The organism is Nocardia sp. CA-145437 (genome assembly GCF_050956485.1).
Taxonomy (GTDB): Bacteria; Actinomycetota; Actinomycetes; order Mycobacteriales; family Mycobacteriaceae; genus Nocardia.
The window spans coordinates 3,205,912-3,231,753 of sequence record NZ_CP191204.1; the positions used below are offsets into that span (position 1 = coordinate 3,205,912).

The window sequence follows — 25,842 nt, forward strand, 5'->3', positions numbered from 1 at the left end:
TTGCGCTCCCGTCGCTCGCCTGCCGGGTTCGCGGGCGTCGGTGCAGGATGATCGAGGGAACTCCAGACACGAACCGGTAGGACATGACGCGCGTCGAAGACAGCACAGCTACTGCCGAGAACAGCCCGGCAACCGAATCAGGCGAGTCCCAGCCGAATCCCCGCAAGGGGCGGCCCGGTTCCGAACCCGCTCCGGTCGAGGTGGTCATCGTGACCGGCCTGTCCGGCGCCGGCCGCGGCACCGCGGGCAAGGTGCTCGAGGACCTGGGGTACTACGTCGCCGACAATCTGCCGCCCGAACTGATCGGCCGCATGGTCGATCTGGGCCGCTCCGCGGAACCACCGATCCGCAAACTCGCGCTGGTCATGGATGTGCGCAACCGCTTCTTCACGGGGAATCTGTCCGCGGTGGTCGAACAGCTGCGGTCCGCGGGCGTGCGCACCCGCATCCTGTTCCTCGAGGCCTCCGACGACGTGCTGATCCGCCGCTTCGGCTTCGCGCGCCGCCGCCACCCGCTCCAGAGCGAGAGCGCCGACGGCACCCTGACCGCCGGCATTGCGGCCGAACGTCGCCGCCTCGACCCGGTGAAGACCGCCGCGGACGTCGTCATCGACACCACCGCGCTGTCGATCCACCAGTTGCACCGCAAGCTCGAGGAGGTCTACGGCGGTGACGCCGCCACCGTATTGCAGTTGACCGTGCAATCGTTCGGGTTCAAGTACGGAGTGCCGCTCGACGCCGACATGGTGTTCGATTTGCGTTTCCTGCCGAATCCGCATTGGATTCCCGAACTCCGCGAAAAAACCGGGCAGGACGCCCCGGTCAGCGAGTATGTGTTGTCGCGCCCGGGCGCACAGGACTACCTGAGCACCGCGCACCATCTCGTCGACCTGACGACCGAGGGCTACCGCCAAGAGGGGAAGCGATACATGACCGTGGCAGTGGGCTGCACCGGCGGTAAACACCGCAGTGTGGCGATAGCGGAGGCGCTGGGCGACGCGCTGGCGGGCCGTGCGGCGGAGAGCGATTCGGGTGCCGAACTACCTGGAGATGTGGTGCGCGTGGTCCACCGAGATCTGGGGCGGGAATGAGTGAGAGCACTTCCGGCCGCACCGCCAATCCCGCCTTCGTGGCGCTCGGCGGTGGGCACGGGCTGTACGCGACGCTGACCGCCGTGCGGCGGCTCACGCGCAAGATCACCGCGGTGGTCACCGTCGCCGACGACGGCGGCTCTTCGGGACGCTTGCGCGCCGAACTGGGCATGCTGCCGCCGGGCGATCTGCGAATGGCATTGGTGGCCTTGGCCGAAGAGGCCGACGGGCACTGGGCGCGAACTTTGCAACACCGCTTCGGCGGCACCGGCGCGCTGGCCGGGCATTCGGTCGGCAATCTGATTCTGGCGGGCTTGACCGAGGAGCTGGGCGACCCCGTCGCGGCCCTGGACGAGGCCGGAAAGATTCTGCGGGTCACCGGAAGAGTGCTACCCATGTCGCCGATCGCGCTGACCATCGAGGCGGATGTCTCTGGGCTGGAAGGCGATCCGCGGGTGAGTCGCTGCATCCGCGGTCAGGTGGCGGTGGCGACCACGCCGGGCAAGGTGCGCCGGGTGCGGCTGATTCCCTCGGATCCGCCCGCCTGCCCCGAGGCGACCTCGGCGATCGAGCACGCGGACGTGGTGGTGCTGGGCCCCGGGAGCTGGTTCACGAGCGTCATTCCGCACGTGCTGGTGCCGGATTTGCACGAAGCGCTCCTGCATACGCGGGCGCGGAAAGTGCTGGTGCTCAACCTCGCTGCCGAACCGGGCGAAACGGCCGGATTCTCCGCGGAACGGCACCTGCATGTATTGTCCCAGCACGCACCGGATTTCACAGTCGACCATGTTGTGGTGGACTCAGGTTCCGTACCCGAGGGTAGGGAACGCGAACATCTGGCAAGAGCTGCCGAACAGCTGCGTGCGCGAGTAACCTTCGCTGATGTCGCCGAGGCGGGGACGGACCGGCACCACCCCGGAAAGCTTGCCGCCGCACTGGATCAGGTGATCCGGCAACCTCGGCCGGAATCAGCAGGGCTTCGAGTCGAAGGACGGCATATGGGCCAACGTGTGCGGTCCGGGTTGGGTGGAAAGGAGCGCGTCTCGTGGCGATGACAGCGGAAGTGAAGGACGAGCTGAGCCGGCTCTCTGTATCACAGGTGAGCTCGCGCAAAGCGGAATTGTCCGCGCTACTGCGGTTCGCCGGTGGATTGCACATCGTCGGCGGTCGGGTGATCGTCGAAGCCGAAGTGGATATGGGTTCCATAGCGCGTCGGCTGCGTCGAGAGATCTTCGAGCTGTACGGATATGGCTCGGATGTGCATGTTCTCGGCGCCGGAGGGCTCCGGAAAACCTCCCGGTATGTAGTGCGAGTTTCCAAGGAAGGCGAGGCGCTGGCGCGCCAGACCGGTTTGCTCGACGTGCGCGGCAGGCCGGTCCGGGGTCTGCCCGCGCAGGTCGTGGGCGGCAGCATCGGTGACGCCGAAGCGGCTTGGCGCGGGGCGTTTCTCGCGCACGGCTCGCTCACCGAGCCGGGCCGGTCCTCGGCGCTCGAGGTGAGCTGCCCCGGGCCGGAGGCGGCGCTCGCGCTCGTCGGCGCGGCCCGGCGCATGGGCATCTCGGCCAAGGCGCGCGAGGTGCGCGGCACCGATCGCGTCGTGGTGCGCGACGGTGAGGCCATCGGCGCCCTGCTCACCCGCATGGGTGCGCAGGACACGCGGCTCACCTGGGAGGAGCGGCGCATGCGCCGCGAGGTCCGGGCGACCGCGAACCGGCTGGCCAATTTCGACGACGCGAACCTGCGTCGGTCGGCCCGTGCGGCGGTCGCGGCCGCGGCCCGGGTGGAGCGCGCGCTCGAGATCCTGAGCGACGATGTGCCCGACCACTTGGCCGCCGCCGGCAAGCTGCGCGTGCTGCACCGCCAGGCCTCCCTGGAGGAGCTGGGGCAGCTGGCCGATCCGCCCATGACGAAAGACGCTGTGGCGGGCCGGATCCGGCGGCTGCTGTCGATGGCGGACCGGCGCGCCAAGGAACTCGGTGTGCCCGACACCGAAAGTGCGGTCACCGCAGAGCTGCTCGAAGAGGCCTGAAACGGCCGCGGTGCCGCTTACACTGAGCGGAACCGCACGGTGATTCCGTCCGGAAGCGTCGCAACCCCCTGGTCGCGACGCTTCCGGTCGTCTGTGGCGAAAATGATCGTTTTCGTATGTTCACCGTGGCGGGGGTGTGTCCGTGATGTTTCTGTTACAGGGCTAGGGTTAGCACCGCAACGGAAACGATCCGCAAAGCTGAGGAGCGAAAACGTGACTGTCCGGGTAGGTATCAACGGCTTCGGCCGTATCGGGCGCAACTTCTTCCGAGCCGTCGAGGCGCAGAAGGCCCTCGGCACCACCGACATCGAGATCGTGGCGGTCAATGACCTGACCGACAACAAGTCGCTGGCGACCCTGCTGAAGTACGACTCGATTCTGGGCCGCCTGCCGCAGGACGTTTCCCTGGACGGCGACGAGACCATCGTCGTCGGCGACCAGCGCATCACCGCGCTGGCCATCAAGGAGGGCCCCGCCGCCCTGCCGTGGGGCGACCTCGGTGTCGACGTGGTCGTCGAATCCACCGGTATCTTCACCGACGCCACCAAGGCCAAGGGCCACCTGGCCGCCGGCGCCAAGAAGGTCATCATCTCCGCGCCCGCCAAGGGCGAGGACATCACCATCGTGATGGGCGTCAACGACGACAAGTACGACGGTTCGCAGAACATCATCTCGAACGCGTCCTGCACCACCAACTGCCTGGGCCCGATCGCCAAGGTGCTCAACGACTCCTTCGGCATCGAGCGTGGTCTGATGACCACCGTGCACGCCTACACCCAGGACCAGAACCTGCAGGACGGCCCGCACTCGGATCTGCGTCGCGCCCGCGCCGCCGCGCTGAACATCGTGCCCACCGGCACCGGCGCCGCCAAGGCCATCGGCCTGGTGCTGCCCGAGCTGCTCGGCAAGCTCAACGGTTACGCGCTGCGCGTGCCGGTTCCGACCGGTTCGCTCACCGACCTGACCGTCGACCTGGCGCGCGCCGCCTCGGTCGAGGAGATCAATGCCGCCATGAAGGCCGCCGCGGACGGCCCGATGAAGGGCATCCTGAAGTACAACGTCGACCCGATCGTCTCCTCCGACATCGTGACCGACCCGCACTCCTCCATCTACGACGCGCCGCTGACCCAGGTCATCGACAACCAGGTCAAGGTCGCCTCGTGGTACGACAACGAGTGGGGCTACTCCAACCGTCTCGCCGACCTCGTCGGCCTCGTCGGCAAGTCCCTCTAAGCGCCGATGACGATCAAGACTCTCCAGGATCTGCTGAACGAGGGCGTCGAGGGCCGCGGCGTGCTGGTGCGCTCGGACCTGAACGTGCCGCTCGACAACGGCGTCATCACCGACCCGGGCCGCATCATCGCGTCCGCGCCGACCATCAAGGCGCTGGCCGAGGCCGGCGCCAAGGTCGTGGTGACCGCGCATCTGGGCCGCCCCAAGGGCGAGCCGGACCCGAAGTTCTCCCTCGCCCCGGTCGCCGCGCGACTGGCCGAGGAGCTGGGCCGCAATGTCCAGCTGGCCGGTGACGTGGTGGGCCAGGACGCGCTCGCCCGTTCCGAGGGCCTCACCGACGGTGATGTCATGCTGCTCGAGAACATCCGTTTCGACGCGCGTGAGACCAGCAAGGACGATGCCGAGCGCACCAAGCTCGCCAACGCCCTGGTCGAACTGGTCGGCGACGACGGCGCTTTCGTGTCCGACGGCTTCGGTGTGGTGCACCGCAAGCAGGCGTCGGTCTACGACGTGGCCAAGCTGCTCCCGCACTACGCGGGCAACCTGGTCGCGGCCGAGACCGAGGTGCTGAAGAAGCTCACCGAGGACCCGGCCCGCCCGTACGCGGTCGTGCTCGGCGGCTCCAAGGTCTCCGACAAGCTGGCGGTCATCGAGGCGCTCGCGCCGAAGGTCGACACGCTGGTCATCGGTGGCGGCATGTGCTTCACCTTCCTTGCCGCACAGGGCCTTTCGGTGGGCACCTCGCTGCTGCAGGAAGAGATGATCGACACCTGCAAGGGCCTGCTCGACAAGTACGCCGACGTCATCCACCTGCCGGTGGACATCGTGGTGGCCGACAAGTTCGCCGCGGACGCGGAGTCGAAGACGGTGCCCGCCCACGAGATTCCGGACGGCTGGATGGGTCTGGACATCGGCCCCGACTCGGCCGCTCGCTTCGGCGCGCTGCTGACCGAGGCCAAGACGGTGTTCTGGAACGGCCCGATGGGCGTGTTCGAGTTCGAGAAGTTCTCGGCCGGTACTCGCGGTGTCGCCGAGGCGATCGCCACGGCCACCTCGAAGGGCGCGTTCACGGTCGTCGGCGGTGGCGACTCCGCCGCGGCGGTGCGCACCCTGGGTCTGCCCGATGACGGTTTCTCGCACATCTCCACCGGTGGCGGCGCGTCGCTGGAATACCTGGAGGGCAAGGAACTCCCCGGTCTCGCGGTTCTGGAGGACTGAGCCATGGCACGTAAGCCTTTGATCGCCGGCAACTGGAAGATGAACCTCAACCACCTCGAGGCCATCGCTCTGGTGCAGAAGATCGCGTTCGCGTTGCCGGAGAAGTACTTCGACAAGGTCGACGTCACGGTGGTTCCGCCGTTCGTGGACCTGCGCAGCGTGCAGACGCTGGTCGAGGGTGACCGTCTGCTGATCACCTACGGTGCCCAGGACGTCTCCACCCACGACGAGGGCGCCTACACCGGCGAGATCAGCGGGTCCATGCTCGCGAAGCTGGGTTGCAGCTTCGTCGTGGTGGGCCACTCGGAGCGGCGTCAGTACCACAACGAGGACGACGCCACCGTGCTGGCCAAGGCCAAGCAGGCGCTGAAGTACGGCATCACCCCGATCGTCTGCATCGGTGAGGGCCTGGGCGTCCGCGAGAGCAAGACCCACGTGGAGTACAACCTCGAGCAGCTGCGCGGTTCGCTCAAGGGCCTGACGGCGGAGGAGATCTCCAAGGTCGTCGTCGCCTACGAGCCGGTCTGGGCCATCGGCACCGGCAAGGTCGCCACCCCGGCCGACGCGCAGGAAGTCTGCGGCGCCATCCGCAAGGAGCTCGCCGAACTGGCGAATCCCGAAGTGGCCGCGGGCGTCCGCGTGCTCTACGGCGGTTCGGTCAACGCCAAGAACGTCGGCGAACTGGTCGGTCAGGCCGATATCGACGGCGCCCTGGTGGGCGGCGCGTCGCTGAAGGGTGACGAGTTCGCCACCCTCTCGGCCATCGCCGCCGGCGGTCCGCTGCCGTAACGGTTTCCGTCGCACAGGGCCGGGCATCCCACGGATGCCCGGCCCTTGTCGGCAGAATGACCGGTATGAGCGACTGGAATACGAACATCATCAACGAGTTCCGGGCCAATGCGGGCCGGGTGGGCGGGCCGTTCGAGGGCGCGCCGATGATCCTGGTGCATCACCGCGGCCGCAAGACCGGTCGTGAGCTGGTCACGCCCACCATGTACATGGCCGATGAGCAGGACCCGGCGGTCGTCTACGTCTTCGCCTCCAAGGCGGGCGCGCCGACCAACCCGGACTGGTACTACAACCTCACCACCGCTGGGAAGGCTCAGGCCGAGATCGGCACCGAGACCTTCCCGGTCGTCGTCACCGAGGTGAAGGGCGCGGACCGCGACCGGATCTACGCCGAGCAGGCCCGGCGGTATCCGGGATTCGCGGAGTACGCGGAGAAAACGGCCGGAATCCGGGCTATTCCGGTGCTGGCGCTGCGTCGCGTCTGAGGTCGGTGGACCGGTCGGGCCCGGCCTCGGATGAGGCCGGGGCTCGGCTCGCGGACGGCCGGGCGCGCAGGGCTGCGGCCCGATCGGTGAGGATGCGGTGACGACGGGCGGTCATCGCGTCGGCGGGGGATGCGCCCGAGATGAGGGCCCGGTGGACGGCGTAGGCGTCTTCGAGCGCGTCGCGGGCGCCCACTCCGGCGGCGGGGGTGATGGCGTGGTCGGCGTCGCCGATCAGCAGGATCCGTTCACAGGGCGATGCTGCGTCTTCGAGGGGGATCGTGCGGGCATTGCTGACGTGGACCGACGCGGTGGCGCCCAGGAACGTATCCACGAGCGCGAGGTTGGAGGGACACGCGGCGCGGATGCGATCGGCCCATTCGGATACGGGCCTGACGCCGGACGCGGCACCGCGGTCGGGCAGGGGTGGCGCCACGATGCGGACGAACCACAGGGCCGCCGAATCACCCGGCCGCCAGAGATGGCCGAGCGTGCTGAAAACCCTACCGGTGGAATCTGTTTCGGCGAAGAAGTGCAACGTGGCGGGGGAAGTGGGGAGTTCGACCGGCTCGGTGGTCATGCCGTACACGACGTTGTCGCCGGTGTAGACGGGGACGCGAGTGGGTTCGATGTGGGACCGGACTACCGAATCGATGCCGTCGGCTCCGATCAGTAGGCCATCGGTGACGTCATCGGTGAGTGCCGACCGGGTTACCGCCAGGCCGTAGTGCGTTCGCGCGCCGGACGACTCGACGAAGCCGTGCAGGACGCGCATCAGATTGTGGCGCAACCAGAATCGGTGGCCGCGGCTGGGGGAGGTGCCGTGCCGGCCCGCGCTGTCGGCGTAGGAGAGTCCGCCGGTCAGCGGGTACGACGCGGCCATCAGCGCGTCGGTGTTCACGCCGAGGCCGGTGAGGGCATCGTGGCCGCGGCCGTCGATGAAGAGGAACGCCCCGGCGTCGGTGCGCGCGGACCGCTCGTAGAGCGTCACTTCTGCGCCGCGGCGCGCGAGTGCGCCTGCCAGGGCCGAGCCCGCGATGCCCGCGCCGATGACGGTGGCCATTCGAACCTCCTTTCAGCCGTCCATGATGCGGGGTAATGCTGCGCCCGAACGCGAGTCCGGCCGAATCGCGGCATGTCATGGGCTGTGTCGCCCGTACCTGCCCGGTTTGCGTGGATCGACGGCTAGGTGACTGTGAATCCACTCTTGACAGTAACTGTCATAAAGGGAGATGCTGTCGGTGAGGGAAGGAGGTCTGCGGATGTCACTACGGGAGCGGCAACGGCGGCAGATCCGGGCCGAGATTCAGCGGGCGGCGTTCGAGCTGTTCGCGGCGCAGGGATTCGGCGAGGTGACCACCGAGCAGATCGCGGCGGCCGCGGGGGTGTCGGCCAGTACCTATTTCCGGCATGTGCGCAGCAAGGAGGATCTGCTGCTCGATCCCGTGCGTGAGGGCGGGGCTCGGATCGTGACGCTGCTGGAAGAGCGGGACGAAGCCGAATCCGCGGATGTGGCGCTGGCGCAAGCGATTCTGACTCGATCCACGAGCTCGGCCGCACAGGACCTGGAGCAGTGGCGGGCGGCGTTCCAGACCGCACCGCACCTGCTGGAGCGAGTCGCGCTGATCACGCCGGAACATCGGGCGCGCTTGGTCGAGCTGGTCGCGGAGCGGATGGGGCGGGACGCGGGCCAGGACAGCACCCCGGGCCTGCTGGTGCATCTCATGCTGGCGGCGGCGGAGTTCGGATACCTGCAGTGGCTGCGGAATTCGGCGCATCCGGAGATGTCGCTGGCGGTGTGCGTCGAGGGCGCGCTAGACGCCGTGACCGGGGAGCGCTGGCGCGGCTGAAAAGCCTTGGCGTGTCAGTGAACAGCTTCGAACAGAACGAACAGGGTGAGGAACAATGCAGGACGACAAGGCGACCGGCCAGAGCTTCGATGTGATCGTGGTGGGATCCGGTGCGGCAGGGATGGCGGCGGCGCTGACCGCCGCGAAGCACGGGCTGTCGACGGTGATCGTCGAGAAAGCGGCCTACTGGGGTGGGTCGACGGCGAGATCCGGTGGCGGTGTGTGGATTCCGGGCAACTCGGCACTGCGAGGATCCGCTCCGGCCGATGACCTCGAGGCCGCGCGGGTCTATTTGAAGGACATCATCGGTCCGGGCGTGCCGGCCGAACGCATCGACACCTTCCTCGACCGTGGCGCGGAGGCGTTCGACTTCCTCTCAGCGCACTCGCCGATGCGCATGCGGTGGGTTCCCGGCTATTCCGACTACTACCCCGAGGCTCCGGGCGGCCGCTCGCACGGCCGATCGGTCGAGCCCGCGCCGTACAACGCCACCGGTCTGGGTGCCGAATTGTCCACCCTGGAACCGGATTACGTGCGAGCCCCGAAGAATGTCGTGATCACCCAGGCCGAGTTCCGGCAGCTGCACCTGGGCCTGCGCAACCCGCGCAGCCCGCTGACCGGGGCTCGCGTCGCGGGCCGCTGGCTGGCGGCGACCGTGCTGCGCCGCCGCGTCCTCGCCCGCGGCCAGGCCCTGAGCGCCATGTTGCGCGCGGGTCTGCTGGCGGCGAACGTCCCACTGTGGCTGGAGACGCCGCTGCTCGACCTGCGTACCGAGGACGGCCGGGTCACCGGCGCGGTGGTGCGCCGCGACGGCCGCGAGCTGATGCTCACCGCTCGCCGCGGCGTGATCATCGCGGCGGGCGGTTTCGAGCACAACGAGGCCATGCGCAAGCAGTACCAGCGCGAACCCATCGGCACCGACTGGACCGTCGGCGCGAAGGCCAATACCGGCGACGGTATCCGCGCGGGCGAGAATGCCGGTGGCGCGGTCGAGTTCATGGCCGACGCCTGGTGGGGTCCGTCCATCCCGCTGCCCCGGCTGCCCTGGTTCTGCCTGGCCGAACGCAACCTGCCGGGCAGCATCGTGGTCAACGAGCGCGGCGAGCGGTTCATGAACGAGTGCCTGCCCTATGTGGAGGCGACCCACGAGATGTATGGCGGCGAATACGGCCAGGGTACGGGCCCGGCGGAGAACCTGCCCGCCTGGCTGATCTTCGACCAGCGCTACCGCAACCGCTACCAGTTCGCGGGCGTCCCGCCCCGGCAGCCGCTGCCGGGCCGCTGGTTCAAGTCGGGCGCACTGACCCGCGCCGACTCGCTCCCCGAACTCGCCGAGAAGATCGGCATCCCGGTCGAGAACCTCCGCGCCACGGTGACCCGTTTCAATGAATTCGCCGCCGCCGGAACCGATCCCGACTTCGGCCGCGGCAACAGCGCTTACGACAACTACTACGGCGACCCGCGCAATCGCCCGAACCCGAACCTCGGCGCGCTGGAGACCGGTCCGTATTACGCCGCCAAGCTGGTCCCCGGTGACCTCGGCACCAAGGGCGGCCTGAGCGCCGACACCGACGGCCGCGTCCTGCGCGCGGACGGTTCGGTGATCGAGGGCCTGTACGCGGCGGGCAACGCCAGTGCCCCCGTCATGGGCCACACCTACGCCGGTCCCGGCGCGACCATCGGCCCCGCCATCGTCTACGGCTACCTCGCCGCCCTGCACGCGGCGGGCAAATAGCCGCTCCGGCGTCAGCGCCGGCACCGGGCCGCTGTCGAGCGTGAGAACGGCAGCGGTGGCGGTGGTCGCGGGGCGAGCTGTCGCGCTGCCGCCCAACTGGATTCGATCTACACCGTCCATGCGGTGTCGGCGACGAACACGCGGTGCGGATTCGCGATCCGCCCGACGGATGCCCCCGTGAAGGGTTACCGTCGATAGGGTGTTCGGCATCATCCGGCCCTGCCGTCACCGGTTGGGCGAGGAACTCGGGCGGGCGTGGCTGGCGCAACTGTGCGGCCTGTGCCTGGCTTTGCGGGACGACCACGGTCAGAGCGCCCGCATGGCAACCAATTACGACGGGCTGATCATCTCGGCCCTGGTGGAGGCGCAGTCCACCGCGCCGCCCACGCGCCGAGCGGCCGGGCCCTGCCCGCTGCGCGGCATGCGACGCGCGGATGTCGCCACCGGTGACTGCGTCCGGCTGGCGGCCACGGTCTCACTGGTCCTGGCCGCCGCCAAGGTGCGCGATCATGTCGACGACCACGACGGGGTCGCGGGCACGGCCGGATTCCGTCCTGCCGCCCGGCGGATCGCACAACGCTGGGCCCGTCAGGGTGAATCCACCGGCGCGAGACTGGGTTTCGATACCGGCGTCCTGGTGACGGCGGTGGACCGGCAGACCGAGATCGAGGCCGCCGCCGCGGTGGGCACCCCGTTGCTCACGGTCACCGAACCCACCGAGACCGCCACCGCGGCCGCCTTCGGGCACACCGCGATCCTGGCGGGCCGCCCCGGTAATGTGGCCGCCCTGACCGAGGCCGGCCGATTGTTCGGCCGCATCGCGCATCTGGTCGACTCGGTCGAGGATTTGACCGATGACGTGGCCCGCGGCACATGGAATCCGCTGGTGGCCACGGGTACCGATGTCGCCGAGGCGCACCGGCTGTGCGTCGATGCTGTGCTGGGCATCGAATTGGCTTTGGCGGAAGTGGAATTCACCGATTCGCGGCTGATTCACAAACTGCTGAAACACGAATTGGGTCGCTCGGTGACCCGGACCTTCGGTGGCTCCGCGCCCGCGTGCGCGAATCATGCCGTCATCGCGCCGCGGTCGCGGTGGCGTCGGCGCGGTCCGGACCCGTGGGGCCCACCGCCGGGCTACGGCGGATACGGCCCGGGGCCCGGCTATTACGGGCGCGCGCCGCGTCGCCGGAGCGGTTGCTGCCTGCCGTGCTGTGAAGGCTGCGTGTGCTGCGGTGAGGGCTGCTGCTGTTGTGGCGAGGGCTGTTGCTGCTGCGAGGAAACCTGCTGCGACTGCTGAGGTCGGCGCGGGTGTGGTGAGCCGCCCCCACCGGGTGGGCGGCTCACCACTCGCGTATCAGTGCGACGAGCCCGAGGCGGAGCCGGTCGGGATGAAGCCGCCGATGCTGCCGGTGCTGAAGTTCGAGGAGCCGGACACGGTGGTGGTGGTGTCCAGGGTCCAGGTGCCGCAACCGCTGGTGAAGAAGGCGACATCGGTGGACTTGATCTCGACGGTGGCCTTGCCGCCGACCGCGCCGCCGGCCTCGATGGTGGCGCCGGTGCCGCCCGCGAGCGAGGACAGGCGCGCCCAGGCGCACAGCTGAGTCGCGGTTGTGGTCTTATAGACGCCCGGCTGGATATCGATGCCGACCTTGAAGGTGGAGTCGGAGCCGATGACGGTGGCCAGCGACGCCTCCGCGGTGCCCGCGCCGGCGAGCAGGGCGGCGGCGGTGAGCGCCAGGCCGTTGGCCCAGAGTGCCTTGTTCATGGTGAAATCCTCAGTGTGTGAAACGAGAGCGTTTCGCAGGGTAATGGGTTTCCCATTCGCCGGGAGGGTTTTCCGTAACGTGGCGTAAACGGCCATCGGCGAGATCTGGACATCGGCTCCCGCACACGGCGCGCGACACCGATAATGTGCTGTGTGGCAGGGCAATTCGTTCCCATTCCCGATTGGTTCTCGCGTGACAATCAGGACTGCGGCATCGCCGTCGCCGACCTGAGCGGTCAGGGCGCACTCGACATCGTGGTCCTCATGGTCGACGACCCGGCCGGCCAGAACAGTGGAAGCTACCGCGTCGGCCACCCCCTCGCCGCCGACGGCACGGCCGGGGAGTGGGGACCCTGGCTGGCGGTGCCCGACTGGTGGGGGTGGGAGAACCAGGGCGCGGGCATCGCGGTCGGCGATCTGAACGGCAACGGCCGCCCCGACCTGGTGGTCTTCCTCGTCGACAACCCCGCCGGCCAGAACCAGGGCTACTACCGCATCGGCCGCGACCTCGCCCCCGACGGCGCCGTCACCGGCGGCTGGACCCCTTGGCGGCAGATCCCGGACTGGTACGGCTGGGAGAACCAGGGCGCCGACATCGGCCTGACCAGCATCGACGGCGAACCGGTCCTGGTGGTGCTGACCGTCGACAATCCCGACGGCCAGAACAGCGGCCGATTCCGGCTGGCCAAGGGCCTGGCCGCGGACGGCTCGGTCGGGCAGTGGACGCCGTGGCTCGAGGTGCCCGACTGGTGGGGCTGGGAGAACCAGGGCGCGGGCCTCACCGTCGCCGACCTGGACGGCGACGGCCGCCCCGAGCTCATCGTCTTCACCGTCGACCACCCGCCCAACGGGAACGGCGGGCGGTACACCGTCGGCTGGGGACTGGACGGGACCGGGCATTGCGTGGACGGCTGGAGCCGTTGGTCGCCCGTGCCCGACTGGGGTTTCGCCGCCAACCAGGGCGCGGCCGTCGCGCTGCTGCCCGGCGCGGGCGAGCTCCCGAAACTGGTGGTGGGCACCATCGATCATCCCGCGGGCGGCAACTCCGGCTACCTGCGCGTCCTGGACCTCGATACCGATCTGTCCGCCGCGGCCACCCAAGGCGCTTGGCGCATACTGGATTTCGGCACCGAGGTGAATCCGGTGCACGCGGCGCTGCTGCACACCGGTGACGTCTTGTTCTTCGCCGGATCCGGCAACGATCCGGACCGGCTCGACGCCCACGAGTTCCGCACCCGGGTCTGGCACTACCCGAATCCCGGACTGGCCGCGCCCGCCACGCCCATCGACCTGTTCTGTTCCGGACAGGCGTACCTGCCGGACGGGCGGGTGCTGGCCGCGGGGGGAACCGGGCAGTACGACCCGTTCTTCGGCCTGCGCGACACCCTGATCTTCGATCCGGCGACGCTCACGTGGACCGCGCAGCCCGATATGGATTACGGGCGTTGGTACCCCACCCTGACAGCGCTGAAAACCGGGGAGGTGGTGGCTGTTTCGGGTCTCGGCGCGGACGGGTTCCTGTCGCAGACACCGGAACTGTTCGATCCCGAGAAGCTCACCTGGTCGAAACTGCCCGTGCCCGGTCCGATCCCGATGTACGCGCATCTGGTGCTGCTCGCCGACGGCCGCATCTTCTACACCGGCGGGCAATACGGCACCAATAACGGGATGCGGCCCTCGATCTGGGATCCCGTGCTCGGTTCGGTCACCGAGGTGCCCGGCCTCTACGATCCCGAATCCCGCAGCCAATCGACCAGCGTGCTGCTGCCGCCCGCGCAGGCGCAGCGGGTCATGATCCTCGGCGGCGGCACCGTCGACGCGCACGGCCCCGGAATGGCATTGTCCGACACGCGCATCGCCGACCTGAGCGCCGCCGTACCCGCCTACCAGGCGGGTCCGCCCATGACCTACGCCCGCATGCACGTCTGCGCGGTGGTGCTGCCGGACCGCACCGTGCTGGCCACGGGCGGTTCGGCGATGGAGGAGATGGCCGACGCGGTCCCGCCCAGCGGGGAGATCTACGACCCCATCGCGGAAACCTGGACCCCGACCGCCCCGCAGCGGGTGGCGCGGCTGTACCACTCGGTGGCGCTCCTGACTCCCGACGGCACAGTGGTGACGGCCGGATCGAATCCGCAGCGCAAGACCGAGGAACTGCGCATCGAAGTGTTCTGGCCGCCCTACCTGTTCCGGGGCGCTCGACCGGAATTCGAGATGACTTCGGGCACAGCGGAATACGGTGCGACCCTGACGCTGACCACGTCGGCCGCCGTCCGCGAGGTGAGCCTCATGCATCCCACCTCGTGCACCCACTCCTGCGATAACAATCAGCGCCTGATCGATCTGCCGATCACCGCGACCGGGGCCGACACGGTCTCGGTGGCCATGCCCTCGAATCCGGCGTTGGCGCCGCCCGGCTGGTACCTCGTGGCGGTCGTGGACACCGACGGGATTCCCTCGGTCGGCCAATGGCTGCGACTGGGGGTGGCCGCGCCTTCGCCGGTGTGACCGCGAACGGGAGCCGCCGGACTACCGTGGAAGTATGACCGCGGAGTACGAGTACCTGCTCGTCAAAACCGATGGTGACACCGTCACCATCACCATGAACCGGCCCGATCGGCGTAATGCGCTGTCGGCCGATCATCTGTCCGAACTGCTCGCGGCGTTCCGGGCGGCGGGGGAGACCGACGCGTCCGGCATCGTGCTGGCCGCGGCCGGGCCCGTGTTCAGCGCGGGCCATGATTTCGCGGATGTCGCGGCGCGGGACCTGCTCGGTGTTCGCGATCTGCTCACGTTGTGCCAGGCGGTCATGACCACCCTGGAAGAGGTTCCGCAGGTGGTGATCGCGCGGGTGCAGGGGCTCGCCACCGCGGCTGGTTGTCAGCTCGTCGCCTCCTGTGACCTGGCCGTCGCCGCCGACTCCGCGGGCTTCGCGCTGCCCGGTGGCAAGGGCGGCTGGTTCTGCCACACCCCGGCGGTTCCCGTCTCGCGGTCCATCGGCCGAAAGCGCTTGATGGAGCTGGCGCTGACCGGCGATGTGATCGATGCTCGGACCGCCGTCGACTGGGGTTTGATCAATTACGCGGTACCGGCCGCCGAGCTCGACACCGCCGTCGCAGACCTGCTCGGCCGGGCCACGCGGGGGAGTCGCGCCAGCAAGGCGCTAGGCAAGCGCACCCTCTACGCGCAGCTCGACCGCCCCGAGGCGGACGCGTACACGCTCGCGCGGGAAGTCATGGCCGCCGCCTCCCAATTGCCCGGCGCGAGTGAAGGAATGGCCGCCTTCCTGGAGAAGCGCTCGCCTGTCTGGCCCGATTGACGGGGCGAGGCCGACCATCGCGCTCAGTCGCGTCTCGGCTGATTCAGATCACGGGTATCCAAGTCTGTAGATATTGCAATCTGAATATGGATTGCGAAAATGTCGCGGCTGCCGCGAGACCCGGCGTGAGTTCCGCGGGCAACCGCGGCTACGAGGATGCGGCCGAGCCGAATCGGGCTGCGAACGCGGCACGATTGGCCGAGACGGGGGAGCGGTCCCACACCGCGAAGACGACCCGCTCGAAGGCGGCGCCGTGCGCGCGCAGCGCGAGGTCGAACGCTTCGGCGACCTCGTTCGGGTCATTGCGGAACACGCCGCAACCCCAGGCGCCGAGCACCAGTTCGCGCACCCCGTGATGGGCGGCGACGGCCAGTACTCGGGTGGCGCGTTCGGCGAGGAGGCCGCGCACATCGACCGGGTGGCCCGAACGGTCCGCGAGCGCACCGGCATTCGGGGCGGGCGAGGTCAGGAAAGAGGTCGTGAACGGGTGCGGGTCGAGTTCGCCGCGGTCGTCCCGGATGACCGGGACCTCGGGAGCGTAGATGACGCGATGGCTGTAGCCCAGGTCGTCGGAGGCGCGGTGGGCTTCGTAGTAGCGGGGTGCCTCGAGCAGGCACCGGTAGAGCAGTGCGCTGCGGCAGAGATCCTCTTCCTGGGCGCGGGCGCCGCGAATGTAGCCGCCGCCGGGGTTGCGAGCGGACGCGAAGTTGAGTACCGCCAGGCGTTTTCCGCCTTCGGTGTGGAGTCGGCGCGCGGCTTGGACGCTGCCTTCGGCGGTGACCTCGGGGCGTCCGGTGAAGGGTCCGGTGACCGGTGTGCCGAGGTCTTCCTCGGGCTCGTGGCAGAGGGTCCCGGCGCGAGCCTGGGTCAGCGGGGCGCTGATGTCGACGAGGGTCCCGTCGCTGGTGTGGTAGCTGCCGAGCGTGGCGATCTGCTCGTTCTCGGTGGCGATTTGTCGTGGGCTGGTGGTCATTTCGCCGACTCTACGGCCCGGTTCCGGAACCGTCATCCGAATTTTAGTCGCTGACACCAATACTGGTCGGCGCGGTGGGAGAACCGGAAGTGTCGGGCCCGCCGCCTACGATGTGGCCATGAGCGGCTCCCAGCGTTTGCGGATCGTCCCGTCGCAGTTCGCGGTGGATCATCTGCCGAATTCGACGTTTCCGGAGGACGACGAGTGGATCGCGCTGGTGCGAGCGCCGGAGGGGCTCACCGTGATTCGTGAGGCGCCGGCGTGGGCCGAGGGGGAGACCTGGAAGGGCTTCTACGGCATCGACGCCGGGAGTCTGAACTCGCCCGGCACGCTGGCCGCGCTGATCGGGCCGCTGGCGGAATCGTCGATCCCGGTGTTCGTCGCCTCGACCTTCCATGCCGATCTCATCCTGGTTCCGGCGCATCGGCTGGAGGAGGCGTCGGCGGCTCTGCGGGACGCGGGGCACCGCCTGGCGGAGTGAGGCCGCTCCCGGCGCGGCTCGGCGGACCCGGACAACGCCAAATGTTGTGAGGTCGTGCCACCCACATTACTGTCTACGTACGTAGAACGTACGAATGGCGCGCCGAGGTGAGGAGACGTCGGACGTGAGTGCACGAGGCTTCGGCGATCTGGAATCCGTCATCATCGAACGGATCTGGGATCGCCCCGAGAAGACGACGGTTCGCGAGCTGTTCGACGAGCTGGCCGCCGAGCGCGACATCGCGTACACCACCGTCATGTCCACCATGGACAACCTGCACCGCAAGGGCTGGCTGGAGCGTGAGCGGGTCGGCAAGGCCTACCGCTATTGGGCCAGTCTCAGCCGCGAGGAGTACAGCGCGCGGCTCATGCGCGAGGCGCTGGGCAGCGGCGGCCGTTCGGAGTTGGTGCTCGCGCATTTCGTGGAGCAGATGAGCGCGGAGGAGTCCGAGGGACTGCGCGCGGCGCTGCGGAAGTTCACGCGCGGCAAGCGCTGATCGTCGGGGGCCGGTGGCCCGGCCTGTCGTAGGCGCGGCGCGAGTTCGGCGTGTCGGGCGTTTCGATGGCGCGAACCCCATGCGTGTCCTGTCCTTTTGCTCCGTATTCGCCTCGCGCGGACGTGAACCCGGTCACGGGGTTGCTACGAACTACGTACGTAGATAGTAGATTGTTTCGAGAGCGTGTCAACCAGGTTCCGGCGCGATGACCTCGCACGGCGCCAGGGCCGCTCGACCGGTGAAAGTGACGGCGCAACAGTCGAATTCGGGCAGGAGGTGGCGGCGTGAGCCGTGGCAGCGGTTCGGGCCGGTTCCTGTGGGGACTGCTGTTCGCCGTGCTGGTACTGGTCGCCGCGATCACCGACTGCGCCGCCGGGGCGGGCGCCGACCATTCGCCCGGATTGAGCCATGCCCAGACCGCCGGAGTCTCCGGCGAGCCGCTGGGCGGCGAATCCGCACACTGTGACCCGCATGTCGAGCACGCCATCCGTTCGGTGTCACCCGGCGAGGAGCATGCTCCGGAGTTCACCGCCGAACGGATCGCGGTCGAGGTCGGTCTCGCGAACCAAGGTGTCGCCACCGCCGTCCACGGGGTGCGCGGACCGCCGGGAGGTGCGGTCGGCGGCCGATTACTGCTGACGCGCTTGTGTATCGCCCGACGCTGATCGGTCAGCGGCAGGCCGGGGCCCAGCGCCCGCGGCCGGAGTCCGTTGCCGTGCACGTCATTCCGCCCCCCGTGGCGATCCGATACCGAAAGCGACAGTCATGGACCGAGGTCTGCTCGACGAATTCGACATGCTCACCACCAGCTCCGGCTTGCCCGTACTGGCCCGCGAACCGCGCGCCCTGGTCGGCAATACGCCGGTCCTGTGGGTGGGCGAGCCCTTCGCGCCGGCCGGGCGCGGCTTCTGGGCCAAACTCGAAGGCCGCAATCCGGGCGGCATGAAGGACCGGCCCGCATTGCACATGGTGCGTCGTGCCCGCGAGCGCGGCGAGCTCGCACCCGGCGCGCGGATCATCGAATCATCCAGTGGCACTCTGGGTCTGGGGTTGGCCCTGGCCGGGCTGGTGTACGGGCACCCCGTGACGGTGGTGACCGATCCCGGCCTGGAACCCATGGTCGCCCAACTGCTCGCGGCCTACGGTGCGAGGGTGGACCTGGTGCGGGAACCGCATCCGGACGGCGGCTGGCAGCAGGCGCGCCGTGACCGCGTCGCCGAGCTCCTGGCGGCGGAGCCGGGTTCCTGGTGCCCCGACCAGTACAGCAACCCCGACAACGTGGACGCCTATGAGTCCCTCGCGCGGGAGCTGATCGAGCAGCTGGGCGGCGTGGACGTGCTGGTGTGCGCTGTCGGGACCGGCGGCCACTCCGCCGGCATCGCGCGCGCCCTGCGCCGCACCGATCCCGCGTTGTCGCTGATCGGCGTGGACACCGTGGCCTCCACCATCTTCGGTCAGCAGGCCGGTCCCCGCCTCATGCGCGGGCTCGGGTCGAGCATCCATCCGCGCAATGTCGACTACGCCGCCTTCACCGAAATCCATTGGGTCGCACCGGCCGAGTCGGTGTGGGCCTGCCGGACCCTGGCCTCGGGCTACCTGTCCAGTGGCGGCTGGAGCGTCGGCGCGGTCGCGCTGGTGGCCGGGTGGGCGGCCCGCACCCAGCCTGAGGGCACCCGCATCGCGGCCGTCTTCCCGGATGGTCCGCACCGCTACTTCGACACCGTCTACAACGACTCCTATTGCGCCGCACACGGTCTGCTGGACGCGGGCCAACCGGCGGGTCCCGATGTGATCGCCCATCCCCGCGAGCGGCAGGTCGAACGATGGACCCGCTGCACGACCGTCATCGACCCCCGCATACCCGAGCGCGCGCGTGACGCGACCCCGGGACCGCTGTCGTGAGTGTCCTGGCTAAGTTTCGCGGGTTCGACAGGGCGGCCCAGCTGCTCATGGTCAACCAGTTCGGCATCAATCTGGGCTTCTACATGCTCATGCCCTACCTGGCCGGATACCTGTCCGGCCCCCTCGGGCTGGCGGCGTGGGCGGTCGGGCTGGTGCTGGGGGTGCGCAACTTCTCGCAGCAGGGCATGTTCCTGGTGGGCGGCACGCTGGCGGATCGGCTGGGGTACAAGCCGCTGATCGTGGCCGGATGTCTGTTGCGGACAGCGGGTTTCGCGCTGCTGGCGTTCGCCTCGGATCTGCCGAGCCTGATCATCGCCTCGGCGGCGACGGGTTTCGCGGGCGCGCTGTTCAATCCGGCGGTGCGCGCTTATCTCGCGGCCGAGGCGGGGGAGCGGCGGGTGGAGGCGTTCGCGGTGTTCAACGTCTTCTATCAGGCCGGGACCTTGGCGGGCCCGCTGGTCGGATTGGCGTTGCTGGCGTTGGATTTCCGGGTGACGGCGGCCGCGGCGGCGGTGGTGTTCGCGGCGCTGACCGTCGCCCAGTTGTTCGCGTTGCCCGCGCGCCGCGCGGCCGAGTCCGCCGTGCGGACCTCGGTGCTCGAGGATTGGCGCACGGTGGTGGCGAATCGCCGGTTCGTGGCGTTCGCGGCGGCCATGGTCGGCTCGTATGTGCTGTCGTTCCAGGTGTATCTGGCGCTGCCGTTGCAGGCGGAATACCTGGCGGGGGACCGGGCGCAGGCGGTGACCTCGGCGTTGTTCGTGATCTCCGGTGTCGTGGCGGTCGCGGGCCAGTTGCGCATCACGGCCTGGTTCCGCGGCCGGTGGGGGACCGGACGCGGTCTGGTGGTGGGGGTGGCGCTGCTGGCGGTGTCGTTCCTGCCGTTGGCGATCGTGCCGTCGAGCGGGATCTTCGGTGACGCGGTGGCGCTCGGCGCGCTGCTGCTGGCGGCGGTGGTGCTGGCGGTGGGGACGGCGGCGGTGTTCCCGTTCGAGATGGACACCGTGGTGTCGCTGTCGGGAAGTCGGCTGGTGGCCACGCATTACGGCTTCTACAACACCGTCGTGGGCATCGGAATCCTGATCGGCAACCTGGTCACGGGCGCGCTGCTGGGCGCGGCGCACGCCGCGGGCGCGGAGTGGGCGGTCTGGCTGGGATTGGTGGTGATCGGCGCGATCGCGGCCGTGGCGCTGGCGGTGCTGGACCGTTCGGGACGCGAGCCCACGCGCGGCGGCCGCCATCGTAAACGCCCGTCGCACGGGATGCCCCCGTCCGGCCGGGTGGTCGATTACCCGACCCAGCCGCTGTCGGCCCGGCGCTGACATCGCCCACTGTCAGGTCAGGCAGACCTCGATGCCGATGGTGGCCGCGATGAGCGCGGCCACCGGAATGAGCATGGCGGTCAGGGTGGCGGCCACGGCCGCGGTGCGCGAGTGGGACCGGGCGACATCGGCCGGTTCGGACAGTCGCCGCACACGGGAGCGCAGCACCGCGTGGGTGGTGTCGGACTGTTCGGGCAGCGCGGCCATGGTGAGCAGGGCCTGCAGGACCGTGTCGCGGCCGTGGATGCGCGCGGCCGCGTCGTCGGCCAGCATTTCCAGCAGGCGCGCCACCTCGGCCGCGCCGATGGTGAACAGGTCGACCCGCGGCAGCACGGTGGCCAGGCCGCGGGTCAGGCTGAGCAGCAGGTGGTGGCGTCCGGTCAGGTGGGCGCGCTCGTGGGACAGCACCGCTTCGAGGTGGTGGTCGTCGAGGGCGGTGAGCACGCCGCGGCTGACCACGATCGTATGGGGTTTGCCCGCAACGCAATACGCGGCGGGATGATCCACGTCGAGGATCACGGCGTCCAGTTCGGGGTGGTGGCGTCCGGCCAGGCGGGCCATGCGCGCGTGCTCGAGTGCGCTGCGGTGCGATCGCCACAGGGTGGTGGCGAGCCGGAACGCGACCACCAGGCCCGCGAGGGCCGCGAAGAAGGACAGGATCAGCAGGCCGGTCTGCAGGTGGCGCCCGTAGTGGCCGATCGCCGCGTCGTGCAGGTGTAGGAGGCAGGTGTCGAGGAAGCGGGCCGGCAGCACCGAGATCTTATGGGTGCCGATGTCGACCACGATGATGGTCACCGTCACCGTCCATGCCAGCAGGGTCGAGATCATCACCGCCACCCACGCCGCGACCGCGATGCGCGGTGCGGCCCCCGACGCGCTGATCCGCCGCAGCACCCGGGGCGCGAGCACCGCGACCGCGAAGCCGTACAGCAACAGACAGACGGCGACACTCATCGGCCCACCCGCGATCGCGCGGCCCGCATCCGATCTCCTCCCGTGGAATCCGCCCGAGTGTAGGGGGCAAAACTGAGGACAGCCTTACTGTCGCGCGCGAGTTTGCGAATCGTGTGCGGGTCGCCACGTGCCCCTTGCGGGCGGTCCCGCGTCTACGGTATTACGTATCTACGTAGTTGATACGTAGATGGGCTGGGTGTCGTCCTCCGACGGCACCGGGGCGCCGACCGGAACCGGCGTCGACCACGGGCGGGGCCGGGCTTCCAAGCGAGCAGGCCCGGCTCCGTCCGTGGTCACCGGCGCGCGGCCAGCAGGCTCAGCGCGCCCGCCTCGATCGCATCCTCGTCCAGTAGCACCGACGATGCCGCCGGGCCCAGCGGCACGAAACTGTCGGCACTGGTGACCCGGGCGAGCCCGCCGTCGAATCCGGCGTCCAGCAGCGCCGCGCACACCGCCTCGGAAACGCCTCCGCTGCGGCGGGTTTCGTCGGCGACCAGCACCCACCCGGTGGCGCGGGCATGGTCGAGGAGATCCTCCACCGGCAGCGGGGCCAGCCAGCGCAGGTCCAGCACCCGGGCGTGGATGTCGCGCTCGGCCAGTCGCCGCGCCACCCGCAGGCTCATCGGCACCCCGTTGCCGAAACTCACGATGGTCAGGTGCGTGCCCGTGCCGTGGACCCGGGCCCGGCCGATCTCGGCATGGCGCACAACGGAAATCGGCGCGAGCCAGCCGCCGTCGCCGTCGCGATGCAGGTCGCGGGTGTGATAGAGGGCGATCGGCTCCACGAACACGCACACCCGGCCGTCCACCCGCGCCGCCGCCACACACGTGCGCAGCATCGCCGCGGCGTCGTCGGCGCGCGATGGCACCGCCAGCACCAGACCGGGGATATCCCGCAGCGCGGCAAGGGAATTGTCGTTGTGGAAGTGACCGCCGAAGCCCTTCTGATACGCCAGACCCGCGATGCGCACCACCACCGGATTGCGATAGCGGCCGCCGGAGAAGAACGACAGCGTCGCCGCCTCGCCGCGCAACTGGTCCTCGGCATTGTGGACGTAGGCCAGGTATTGGATCTCCGGGATGGGTACGAAGCCCGCCAAGCCCGCGCCGAGCGCGGTGCCCAGCACGCTCTGCTCGTCGAGCAGGGTGTCGAAAACCCGTCGCACGCCGAAACTTTGCTGCAAGCCCTTGGTGACTCCGTACACCCCGCCCTTGCGGCCCACGTCCTCGCCGAACACCAGCACGTCCGGGTCGCGGGCGAGCAGGTGCGCCAGGGTCTGATTCACCGCCTGGGCCAGGGTGAGCGGGTCGCCGTGCCCCGACTCGGGGCCCTCTGTGCCGCGCAGGGCGTCGGTGCGGACCGCCGCGGGCCGCGCGGGAGCCAAGGGGGCCTGTATTTCGGCGGCCGAGCCCAATTTCGGTTCGTGCCAGGCACTGTCGGCGGCCTTGGCGACCTGTTCGGCGATCTCGTCGTAGCGGGCCAGGATCGCGCCCGGGGTCGCCACCCCGGCGGTGACCAGCAGCCGGGCGGTCGCGGCCAGCGGGTCGCGGCGTAGATCGGCGGCCATGTCGGCCGGGCGCCGGTAGGCCGATTCGACATCGGAGCCCGCGTGGCCGAGCAGCCGCACCGTGCGCAGGCGCAGGAAGGCCGGTGTGCGGTGGGCGCGAACATGATCGGCGGCCGCGGTCGCCGCCGCCAGCGCCGCGGGCAGGTCCGCGCCGTCGGCGTCGAAGTACGCCAGGCCGGGGCGTGAGCCGTAGGCCTGTTCGATCCAGGTGCGCGGGGTGGGCACGCTGATGCCCAGGCCGTTGTCCTCGCACACGAACAGGATCGGCATGGGCACGCCCTGGTGGGCGGTGTGGATCGCGGTATTGATCGCCCCGGCGGCGGTCGAGTGATTGGCCGAGGCGTCGCCGAAACTGCACACCACCACCGCGTCGGTGGGCCATTCGGTGCGCAGCCCCAGCTGTGCGGCCCGCCCCAGCGCGAAGGCCAGGCCGACCGCGCGCGGCAGATGCGAGGCGATGGTGGAGGTCTGCGGGATGATGTGGGCGGGCTTGCTGCCGAAAACCTTGTGCCGCCCACCGGAAATCGGGTCGGCGGCCGCCGCGGTCACGCCCAGCAGGACGTCGCGGATCGGGTCCAGGCCCGGGACCTGCCGGGTGCGGTGCACGAAGAACGCGCCCGAGCGATAGTGCAGCAGCGCCGGATCGGTGACCCGCAGCGCTGCCGCGACCGCGGCATTGCCCTCGTGCCCGGCCGATCCGATGCTGTAGTAGCCGTGCCCGTCGCGGCCCAGCCGCCGTGCGGCCAGATCCAGGTGCCGGGAGGTGGCCTGGGAGTCGAACAGCGCCAGGGCGAGCTCACCGGTGAGTCCGGAGGCGGTGTCGATCGTTTCCCCCTGCGCGCGAGCCGGTCCCGGTGTCGCCGCGGCGACCTCCGTGCGAAACCACTGATCCAGATCCGCTTCGCGGTCGTTGATGACGCCCTCCCATATGCCCTATAGGTCGCGTACGCCGGGAACTCAGCGTAGAGGTGACGCGGCGCCACCTGCGGCAACATCCGATCCCTCGGCCAGTCCGTCCAGCCTGCCGCGAATCGGCGCGGCCGGGGACCATTTCGCGAAGATGTCGCCGGACGGCGGGGAGGGGACCGCCCGGCGACATCACCTCGTTACTTGCTCGAGCCGGTGCCGCCGAGCAGGGAGCCGAGGCTGCCGGTCCCGCTGCCGGTGTCGACCCCGCCCGCGGCGGTGGCCACCACGACCGAGGCCCGGTCCGAGGACGCGTTCACGGTGCCCTGGCCGGAGTACTCGGCGGTCAGCGTGCGCTGGCCCGCGGTGGCCGGAGTCCACTGGATGGTGGCGGTGCCGTCACCGGAGACCTGCGCGGTGCCGACCACGGTGTTGCCGTCCTTGAAAGTGACACTGCCACCGGCAGTTCCGGGCTTCACCGTCGCGGTCACCGCCACCGCCTTACCGACCTGCGCGCCCGAGACCGGGGACAGGGTGGTGGTGGAGTCGGTGTTCTGGGCCGGGGCCTCGGCCACGGTGACCTGCGTGGACGTGGTGGAGCCGGTGACGCCGTCGCGGCCGGAGAAGGTCGCGGTCAGGGAGTGCGCGCCCGCGGTGGCCGGGGTCCACTGGTAGGCGGCGGTGCCGTCGTTGCCCACCGGGACGACCGCGAGGGAAGCGTCGCCGTCACGGATCTCGACGGTGCCGCCCGCCGCGGCCGGGCTCACCGTGGCGGTCAGCGTGGTCGCCTTGCCGACCTGCGCGCCCGAGGCGGCGGTCAGGCTCACCGTCGAGGTCTGGTTCTGCTCGGACACCTGCGCGGTGATCGTCGCCGAGGCCGACCCATTGGCGGCCGCGGTGCCCGCGTACTTCGCGGACAGGCCGTGGTCGCCCTTCACCGCGGGGGTCCACTGGAAGGTCGCGGTCCCGGCCGCGTCCAGCGCCCCGGAGCCGATCTTCGTTGTGCCGTCGAAGAAGTCGACCGGGTCACCCGCCGCGCCGCCGGTGACGGTCGCGGTCAATGTGGTCGCCACACCGACGCGCGCGTTCTGCACGGGGGCCAGCGTGGTGGTGGTCGCGTTCTTGCCGACCGTGATCGAGGGGCCCTTGGTGCCGTAATTGCCCGAACCGAGCGACCCGCCGTAATCCATGCCGCTGGTCAGCGCCGCGCCGCGCGCGCAGTCGTGTCCGACCTTGTACTGCACGGTGAAGATGGGGGAGCGGTGGAAGCCGGGGCGGTTCTGCACGGACCACTCGGTGACCCCGAACGACACGCGCACGTAGCCGTAGCCATTGCCCTCGTCGGCATTGACCTCGGGATTCGCGTACGGGTAGTCGCCGTCATTGCCGGTCATCTTGGCCGAGCCCGCCACATAGGTCAGGCACGCCGCGTGCCGGTCCTTGATGTTGTAGAGGAACTCGTCGGTCCAGCTGGTGCGCTCGAACTTGGTGCTGACCGTGACGGTGTCGCCCTCGGCGGGAGTGGTGTTGCTGACGGTGCGGGTGAACTGCGAGGAGCCGTCGCTCCAGGTGATCGTTCCCGGGTCCGCCTGGGCCGCGCCCGCGCCGAACAGCGCCAGCGCGCCCGCCGCCGTGGTGGTCGCCGCGCAGGCGGCCATACCGCGCGCAATAACTCTGTGTGCCATGGATTTCCTAGATGTTCGATGGTCTACGCCCGCGGAGCTGGTCC

The 25,842-nt window shown here is 69.6% G+C and carries 23 protein-coding genes; 17 read left to right on the forward strand and 6 right to left on the reverse strand.

The window, feature by feature from the left end; all coding sequences use genetic code 11:
• Positions 1 to 83: 83 nt before the first annotated feature.
• The 7 genes from rapZ (at position 84) to ACQPYY_RS14900 (ending at position 6,845) form a co-directional block, all read left to right on the forward strand.
• Positions 84 to 1,091, forward strand: coding sequence for an RNase adapter RapZ (rapZ, locus tag ACQPYY_RS14870; RefSeq protein WP_379097935.1), 1,008 nt, complete (start codon positions 84 to 86; stop codon positions 1,089 to 1,091).
• Positions 1,088 to 2,146 carry a gluconeogenesis factor YvcK family protein gene (locus ACQPYY_RS14875; RefSeq protein WP_379097938.1) on the forward strand — a complete coding sequence of 353 codons (1,059 nt, stop codon included), beginning with the start codon at positions 1,088 to 1,090 and terminating at the stop codon, positions 2,144 to 2,146. Before rapZ ends, ACQPYY_RS14875 begins: the two co-directional genes overlap by 4 nt.
• On the forward strand, positions 2,137 to 3,120 hold the full coding sequence (gene whiA / locus ACQPYY_RS14880) for a DNA-binding protein WhiA (protein WP_120736392.1): 984 nt from the start codon (positions 2,137 to 2,139) through the stop codon (positions 3,118 to 3,120). The genes ACQPYY_RS14875 and whiA overlap by 10 nt, the downstream gene beginning before the upstream one ends.
• 213 nt (positions 3,121 to 3,333) lie before the next feature.
• The gene (gap, locus tag ACQPYY_RS14885) at positions 3,334 to 4,353 is read left to right on the forward strand and encodes a type I glyceraldehyde-3-phosphate dehydrogenase (protein WP_357083207.1); all 1,020 of its coding nucleotides are present in this window, start codon (positions 3,334 to 3,336) and stop codon (positions 4,351 to 4,353) included.
• A 6-nt stretch (positions 4,354 to 4,359) separates the two neighbouring features.
• Entirely contained in the window at positions 4,360 to 5,571 is a 1,212-nt protein-coding gene (locus ACQPYY_RS14890) for a phosphoglycerate kinase (protein WP_379097944.1), read from the forward strand.
• A gap of 3 nt (positions 5,572 to 5,574) precedes the next feature.
• Positions 5,575 to 6,360 carry a triose-phosphate isomerase gene (gene tpiA / locus ACQPYY_RS14895; protein WP_357286240.1) on the forward strand — a complete coding sequence of 262 codons (786 nt, stop codon included), beginning with the start codon at positions 5,575 to 5,577 and terminating at the stop codon, positions 6,358 to 6,360.
• A gap of 56 nt (positions 6,361 to 6,416) precedes the next feature.
• On the forward strand, positions 6,417 to 6,845 hold the full coding sequence (locus ACQPYY_RS14900; RefSeq protein WP_379097949.1) for a nitroreductase/quinone reductase family protein: 429 nt from the start codon (positions 6,417 to 6,419) through the stop codon (positions 6,843 to 6,845).
• On the opposite strand, the gene ACQPYY_RS14905 is transcribed toward ACQPYY_RS14900, so the two are convergent.
• The gene (locus tag ACQPYY_RS14905) at positions 6,814 to 7,905 is read right to left on the reverse strand and encodes an FAD-dependent oxidoreductase (RefSeq protein WP_433594167.1); all 1,092 of its coding nucleotides are present in this window, start codon (positions 7,903 to 7,905) and stop codon (positions 6,814 to 6,816) included. The genes ACQPYY_RS14900 and ACQPYY_RS14905 overlap by 32 nt on opposite strands.
• Positions 7,906 to 8,104: 199 nt before the next feature.
• On the opposite strand from ACQPYY_RS14905, the gene ACQPYY_RS14910 reads away from it, so the two are divergent.
• From ACQPYY_RS14910 to ACQPYY_RS14920, 3 genes are all read left to right on the forward strand, one after another.
• A complete protein-coding gene (locus ACQPYY_RS14910; protein ID WP_433594168.1) occupies positions 8,105 to 8,692 on the forward strand; it encodes a TetR/AcrR family transcriptional regulator in 588 nt (195 codons plus the stop codon).
• Positions 8,693 to 8,747: 55 nt separating this feature from the next.
• The gene (kstD, locus tag ACQPYY_RS14915; protein WP_433594169.1) at positions 8,748 to 10,427 is read left to right on the forward strand and encodes a 3-oxosteroid 1-dehydrogenase; all 1,680 of its coding nucleotides are present in this window, start codon (positions 8,748 to 8,750) and stop codon (positions 10,425 to 10,427) included.
• 199 nt (positions 10,428 to 10,626) lie between these two features.
• Positions 10,627 to 11,727: a DUF5685 family protein gene (locus tag ACQPYY_RS14920; protein ID WP_433594170.1), complete on the forward strand. Its 1,101-nt coding sequence runs from the start codon at positions 10,627 to 10,629 to the stop codon at positions 11,725 to 11,727.
• Positions 11,728 to 11,784: 57 nt separating this feature from the next.
• Here ACQPYY_RS14920 and ACQPYY_RS14925 read toward each other — a convergent pair whose 3' ends face one another.
• Positions 11,785 to 12,195: a hypothetical protein gene (locus ACQPYY_RS14925; RefSeq protein ID WP_379097963.1), complete on the reverse strand. Its 411-nt coding sequence runs from the start codon at positions 12,193 to 12,195 to the stop codon at positions 11,785 to 11,787.
• 153 nt (positions 12,196 to 12,348) lie between these two features.
• On the opposite strand from ACQPYY_RS14925, the gene ACQPYY_RS14930 reads away from it, so the two are divergent.
• Positions 12,349 to 14,703 (forward strand): galactose oxidase-like domain-containing protein, encoded by a 2,355-nt coding sequence (locus tag ACQPYY_RS14930; RefSeq protein ID WP_433594171.1) that lies wholly within the window; start codon positions 12,349 to 12,351, stop codon positions 14,701 to 14,703.
• A gap of 34 nt (positions 14,704 to 14,737) precedes the next feature.
• On the forward strand, positions 14,738 to 15,514 hold the full coding sequence (locus ACQPYY_RS14935) for an enoyl-CoA hydratase-related protein (RefSeq protein WP_433594172.1): 777 nt from the start codon (positions 14,738 to 14,740) through the stop codon (positions 15,512 to 15,514).
• A gap of 148 nt (positions 15,515 to 15,662) precedes the next feature.
• On the opposite strand, the gene ACQPYY_RS14940 is transcribed toward ACQPYY_RS14935, so the two are convergent.
• Entirely contained in the window at positions 15,663 to 16,487 is an 825-nt protein-coding gene (locus tag ACQPYY_RS14940) for a TIGR02452 family protein (RefSeq protein WP_433594173.1), read from the reverse strand.
• A gap of 118 nt (positions 16,488 to 16,605) precedes the next feature.
• Between ACQPYY_RS14940 and ACQPYY_RS14945 the strand changes: the two genes are divergently transcribed.
• The 5 genes from ACQPYY_RS14945 (at position 16,606) to ACQPYY_RS14965 (ending at position 20,685) form a co-directional block, all read left to right on the forward strand.
• Positions 16,606 to 16,968, forward strand: coding sequence for an ACT domain-containing protein (locus ACQPYY_RS14945; RefSeq protein WP_433594174.1), 363 nt, complete (start codon positions 16,606 to 16,608; stop codon positions 16,966 to 16,968).
• Positions 16,969 to 17,092: 124 nt separating this feature from the next.
• Positions 17,093 to 17,464, forward strand: coding sequence for a BlaI/MecI/CopY family transcriptional regulator (locus ACQPYY_RS14950; protein WP_433594175.1), 372 nt, complete (start codon positions 17,093 to 17,095; stop codon positions 17,462 to 17,464).
• A 284-nt stretch (positions 17,465 to 17,748) separates the two neighbouring features.
• A complete protein-coding gene (locus ACQPYY_RS14955) occupies positions 17,749 to 18,129 on the forward strand; it encodes a hypothetical protein (RefSeq protein ID WP_433594176.1) in 381 nt (126 codons plus the stop codon).
• Positions 18,130 to 18,229: 100 nt separating this feature from the next.
• The gene (locus tag ACQPYY_RS14960) at positions 18,230 to 19,366 is read left to right on the forward strand and encodes a PLP-dependent cysteine synthase family protein (RefSeq protein ID WP_433594177.1); all 1,137 of its coding nucleotides are present in this window, start codon (positions 18,230 to 18,232) and stop codon (positions 19,364 to 19,366) included.
• A gap of 47 nt (positions 19,367 to 19,413) precedes the next feature.
• Positions 19,414 to 20,685 (forward strand): MFS transporter, encoded by a 1,272-nt coding sequence (locus ACQPYY_RS14965; protein ID WP_433594655.1) that lies wholly within the window; start codon positions 19,414 to 19,416, stop codon positions 20,683 to 20,685.
• Between the two features lie 12 nt (positions 20,686 to 20,697).
• On the opposite strand, the gene ACQPYY_RS14970 is transcribed toward ACQPYY_RS14965, so the two are convergent.
• From ACQPYY_RS14970 to ACQPYY_RS14980, 3 genes are all read right to left on the reverse strand, one after another.
• A complete protein-coding gene (locus ACQPYY_RS14970) occupies positions 20,698 to 21,639 on the reverse strand; it encodes a M56 family metallopeptidase (RefSeq protein WP_433594178.1) in 942 nt (313 codons plus the stop codon).
• Positions 21,640 to 21,932: 293 nt separating this feature from the next.
• Positions 21,933 to 24,101 carry a thiamine pyrophosphate-dependent enzyme gene (locus tag ACQPYY_RS14975; RefSeq protein WP_433594656.1) on the reverse strand — a complete coding sequence of 723 codons (2,169 nt, stop codon included), beginning with the start codon at positions 24,099 to 24,101 and terminating at the stop codon, positions 21,933 to 21,935.
• A 212-nt stretch (positions 24,102 to 24,313) separates the two neighbouring features.
• Positions 24,314 to 25,798: an Ig-like domain repeat protein gene (locus ACQPYY_RS14980; protein WP_433594179.1), complete on the reverse strand. Its 1,485-nt coding sequence runs from the start codon at positions 25,796 to 25,798 to the stop codon at positions 24,314 to 24,316.
• Positions 25,799 to 25,842 lie beyond the last annotated feature (44 nt).

Bases quoted from the DNA above. Each gene is read 5' to 3' on its own strand.
- rapZ (WP_379097935.1), top strand. From the start codon at position 84: ATGACGCGCGTCGAAGACAGCACAGCTACTGCCGAGAACAGCCCGGCA.
- ACQPYY_RS14875 (WP_379097938.1), top strand. From the start codon at position 1,088: ATGAGTGAGAGCACTTCCGGCCGCACCGCCAATCCCGCCTTCGTGGCG.
- ACQPYY_RS14890 (WP_379097944.1), top strand. From the start codon at position 4,360: ATGACGATCAAGACTCTCCAGGATCTGCTGAACGAGGGCGTCGAGGGC.
- tpiA (WP_357286240.1), top strand. From the start codon at position 5,575: ATGGCACGTAAGCCTTTGATCGCCGGCAACTGGAAGATGAACCTCAAC.
- ACQPYY_RS14900 (WP_379097949.1), top strand. From the start codon at position 6,417: ATGACCGGTATGAGCGACTGGAATACGAACATCATCAACGAGTTCCGG.
- ACQPYY_RS14905 (WP_433594167.1), bottom strand. From the start codon at position 7,905: ATGGCCACCGTCATCGGCGCGGGCATCGCGGGCTCGGCCCTGGCAGGC.
- ACQPYY_RS14910 (WP_433594168.1), top strand. From the start codon at position 8,105: ATGTCACTACGGGAGCGGCAACGGCGGCAGATCCGGGCCGAGATTCAG.
- kstD (WP_433594169.1), top strand. From the start codon at position 8,748: ATGCAGGACGACAAGGCGACCGGCCAGAGCTTCGATGTGATCGTGGTG.
- ACQPYY_RS14925 (WP_379097963.1), bottom strand. From the start codon at position 12,195: ATGAACAAGGCACTCTGGGCCAACGGCCTGGCGCTCACCGCCGCCGCC.
- ACQPYY_RS14935 (WP_433594172.1), top strand. From the start codon at position 14,738: ATGACCGCGGAGTACGAGTACCTGCTCGTCAAAACCGATGGTGACACC.
- ACQPYY_RS14940 (WP_433594173.1), bottom strand. From the start codon at position 16,487: ATGACCACCAGCCCACGACAAATCGCCACCGAGAACGAGCAGATCGCC.
- ACQPYY_RS14945 (WP_433594174.1), top strand. From the start codon at position 16,606: ATGAGCGGCTCCCAGCGTTTGCGGATCGTCCCGTCGCAGTTCGCGGTG.
- ACQPYY_RS14960 (WP_433594177.1), top strand. From the start codon at position 18,230: ATGGACCGAGGTCTGCTCGACGAATTCGACATGCTCACCACCAGCTCC.
- ACQPYY_RS14965 (WP_433594655.1), top strand. From the start codon at position 19,414: ATGGTCAACCAGTTCGGCATCAATCTGGGCTTCTACATGCTCATGCCC.
- ACQPYY_RS14970 (WP_433594178.1), bottom strand. From the start codon at position 21,639: ATGAGTGTCGCCGTCTGTCTGTTGCTGTACGGCTTCGCGGTCGCGGTG.
- ACQPYY_RS14980 (WP_433594179.1), bottom strand. From the start codon at position 25,798: ATGGCACACAGAGTTATTGCGCGCGGTATGGCCGCCTGCGCGGCGACC.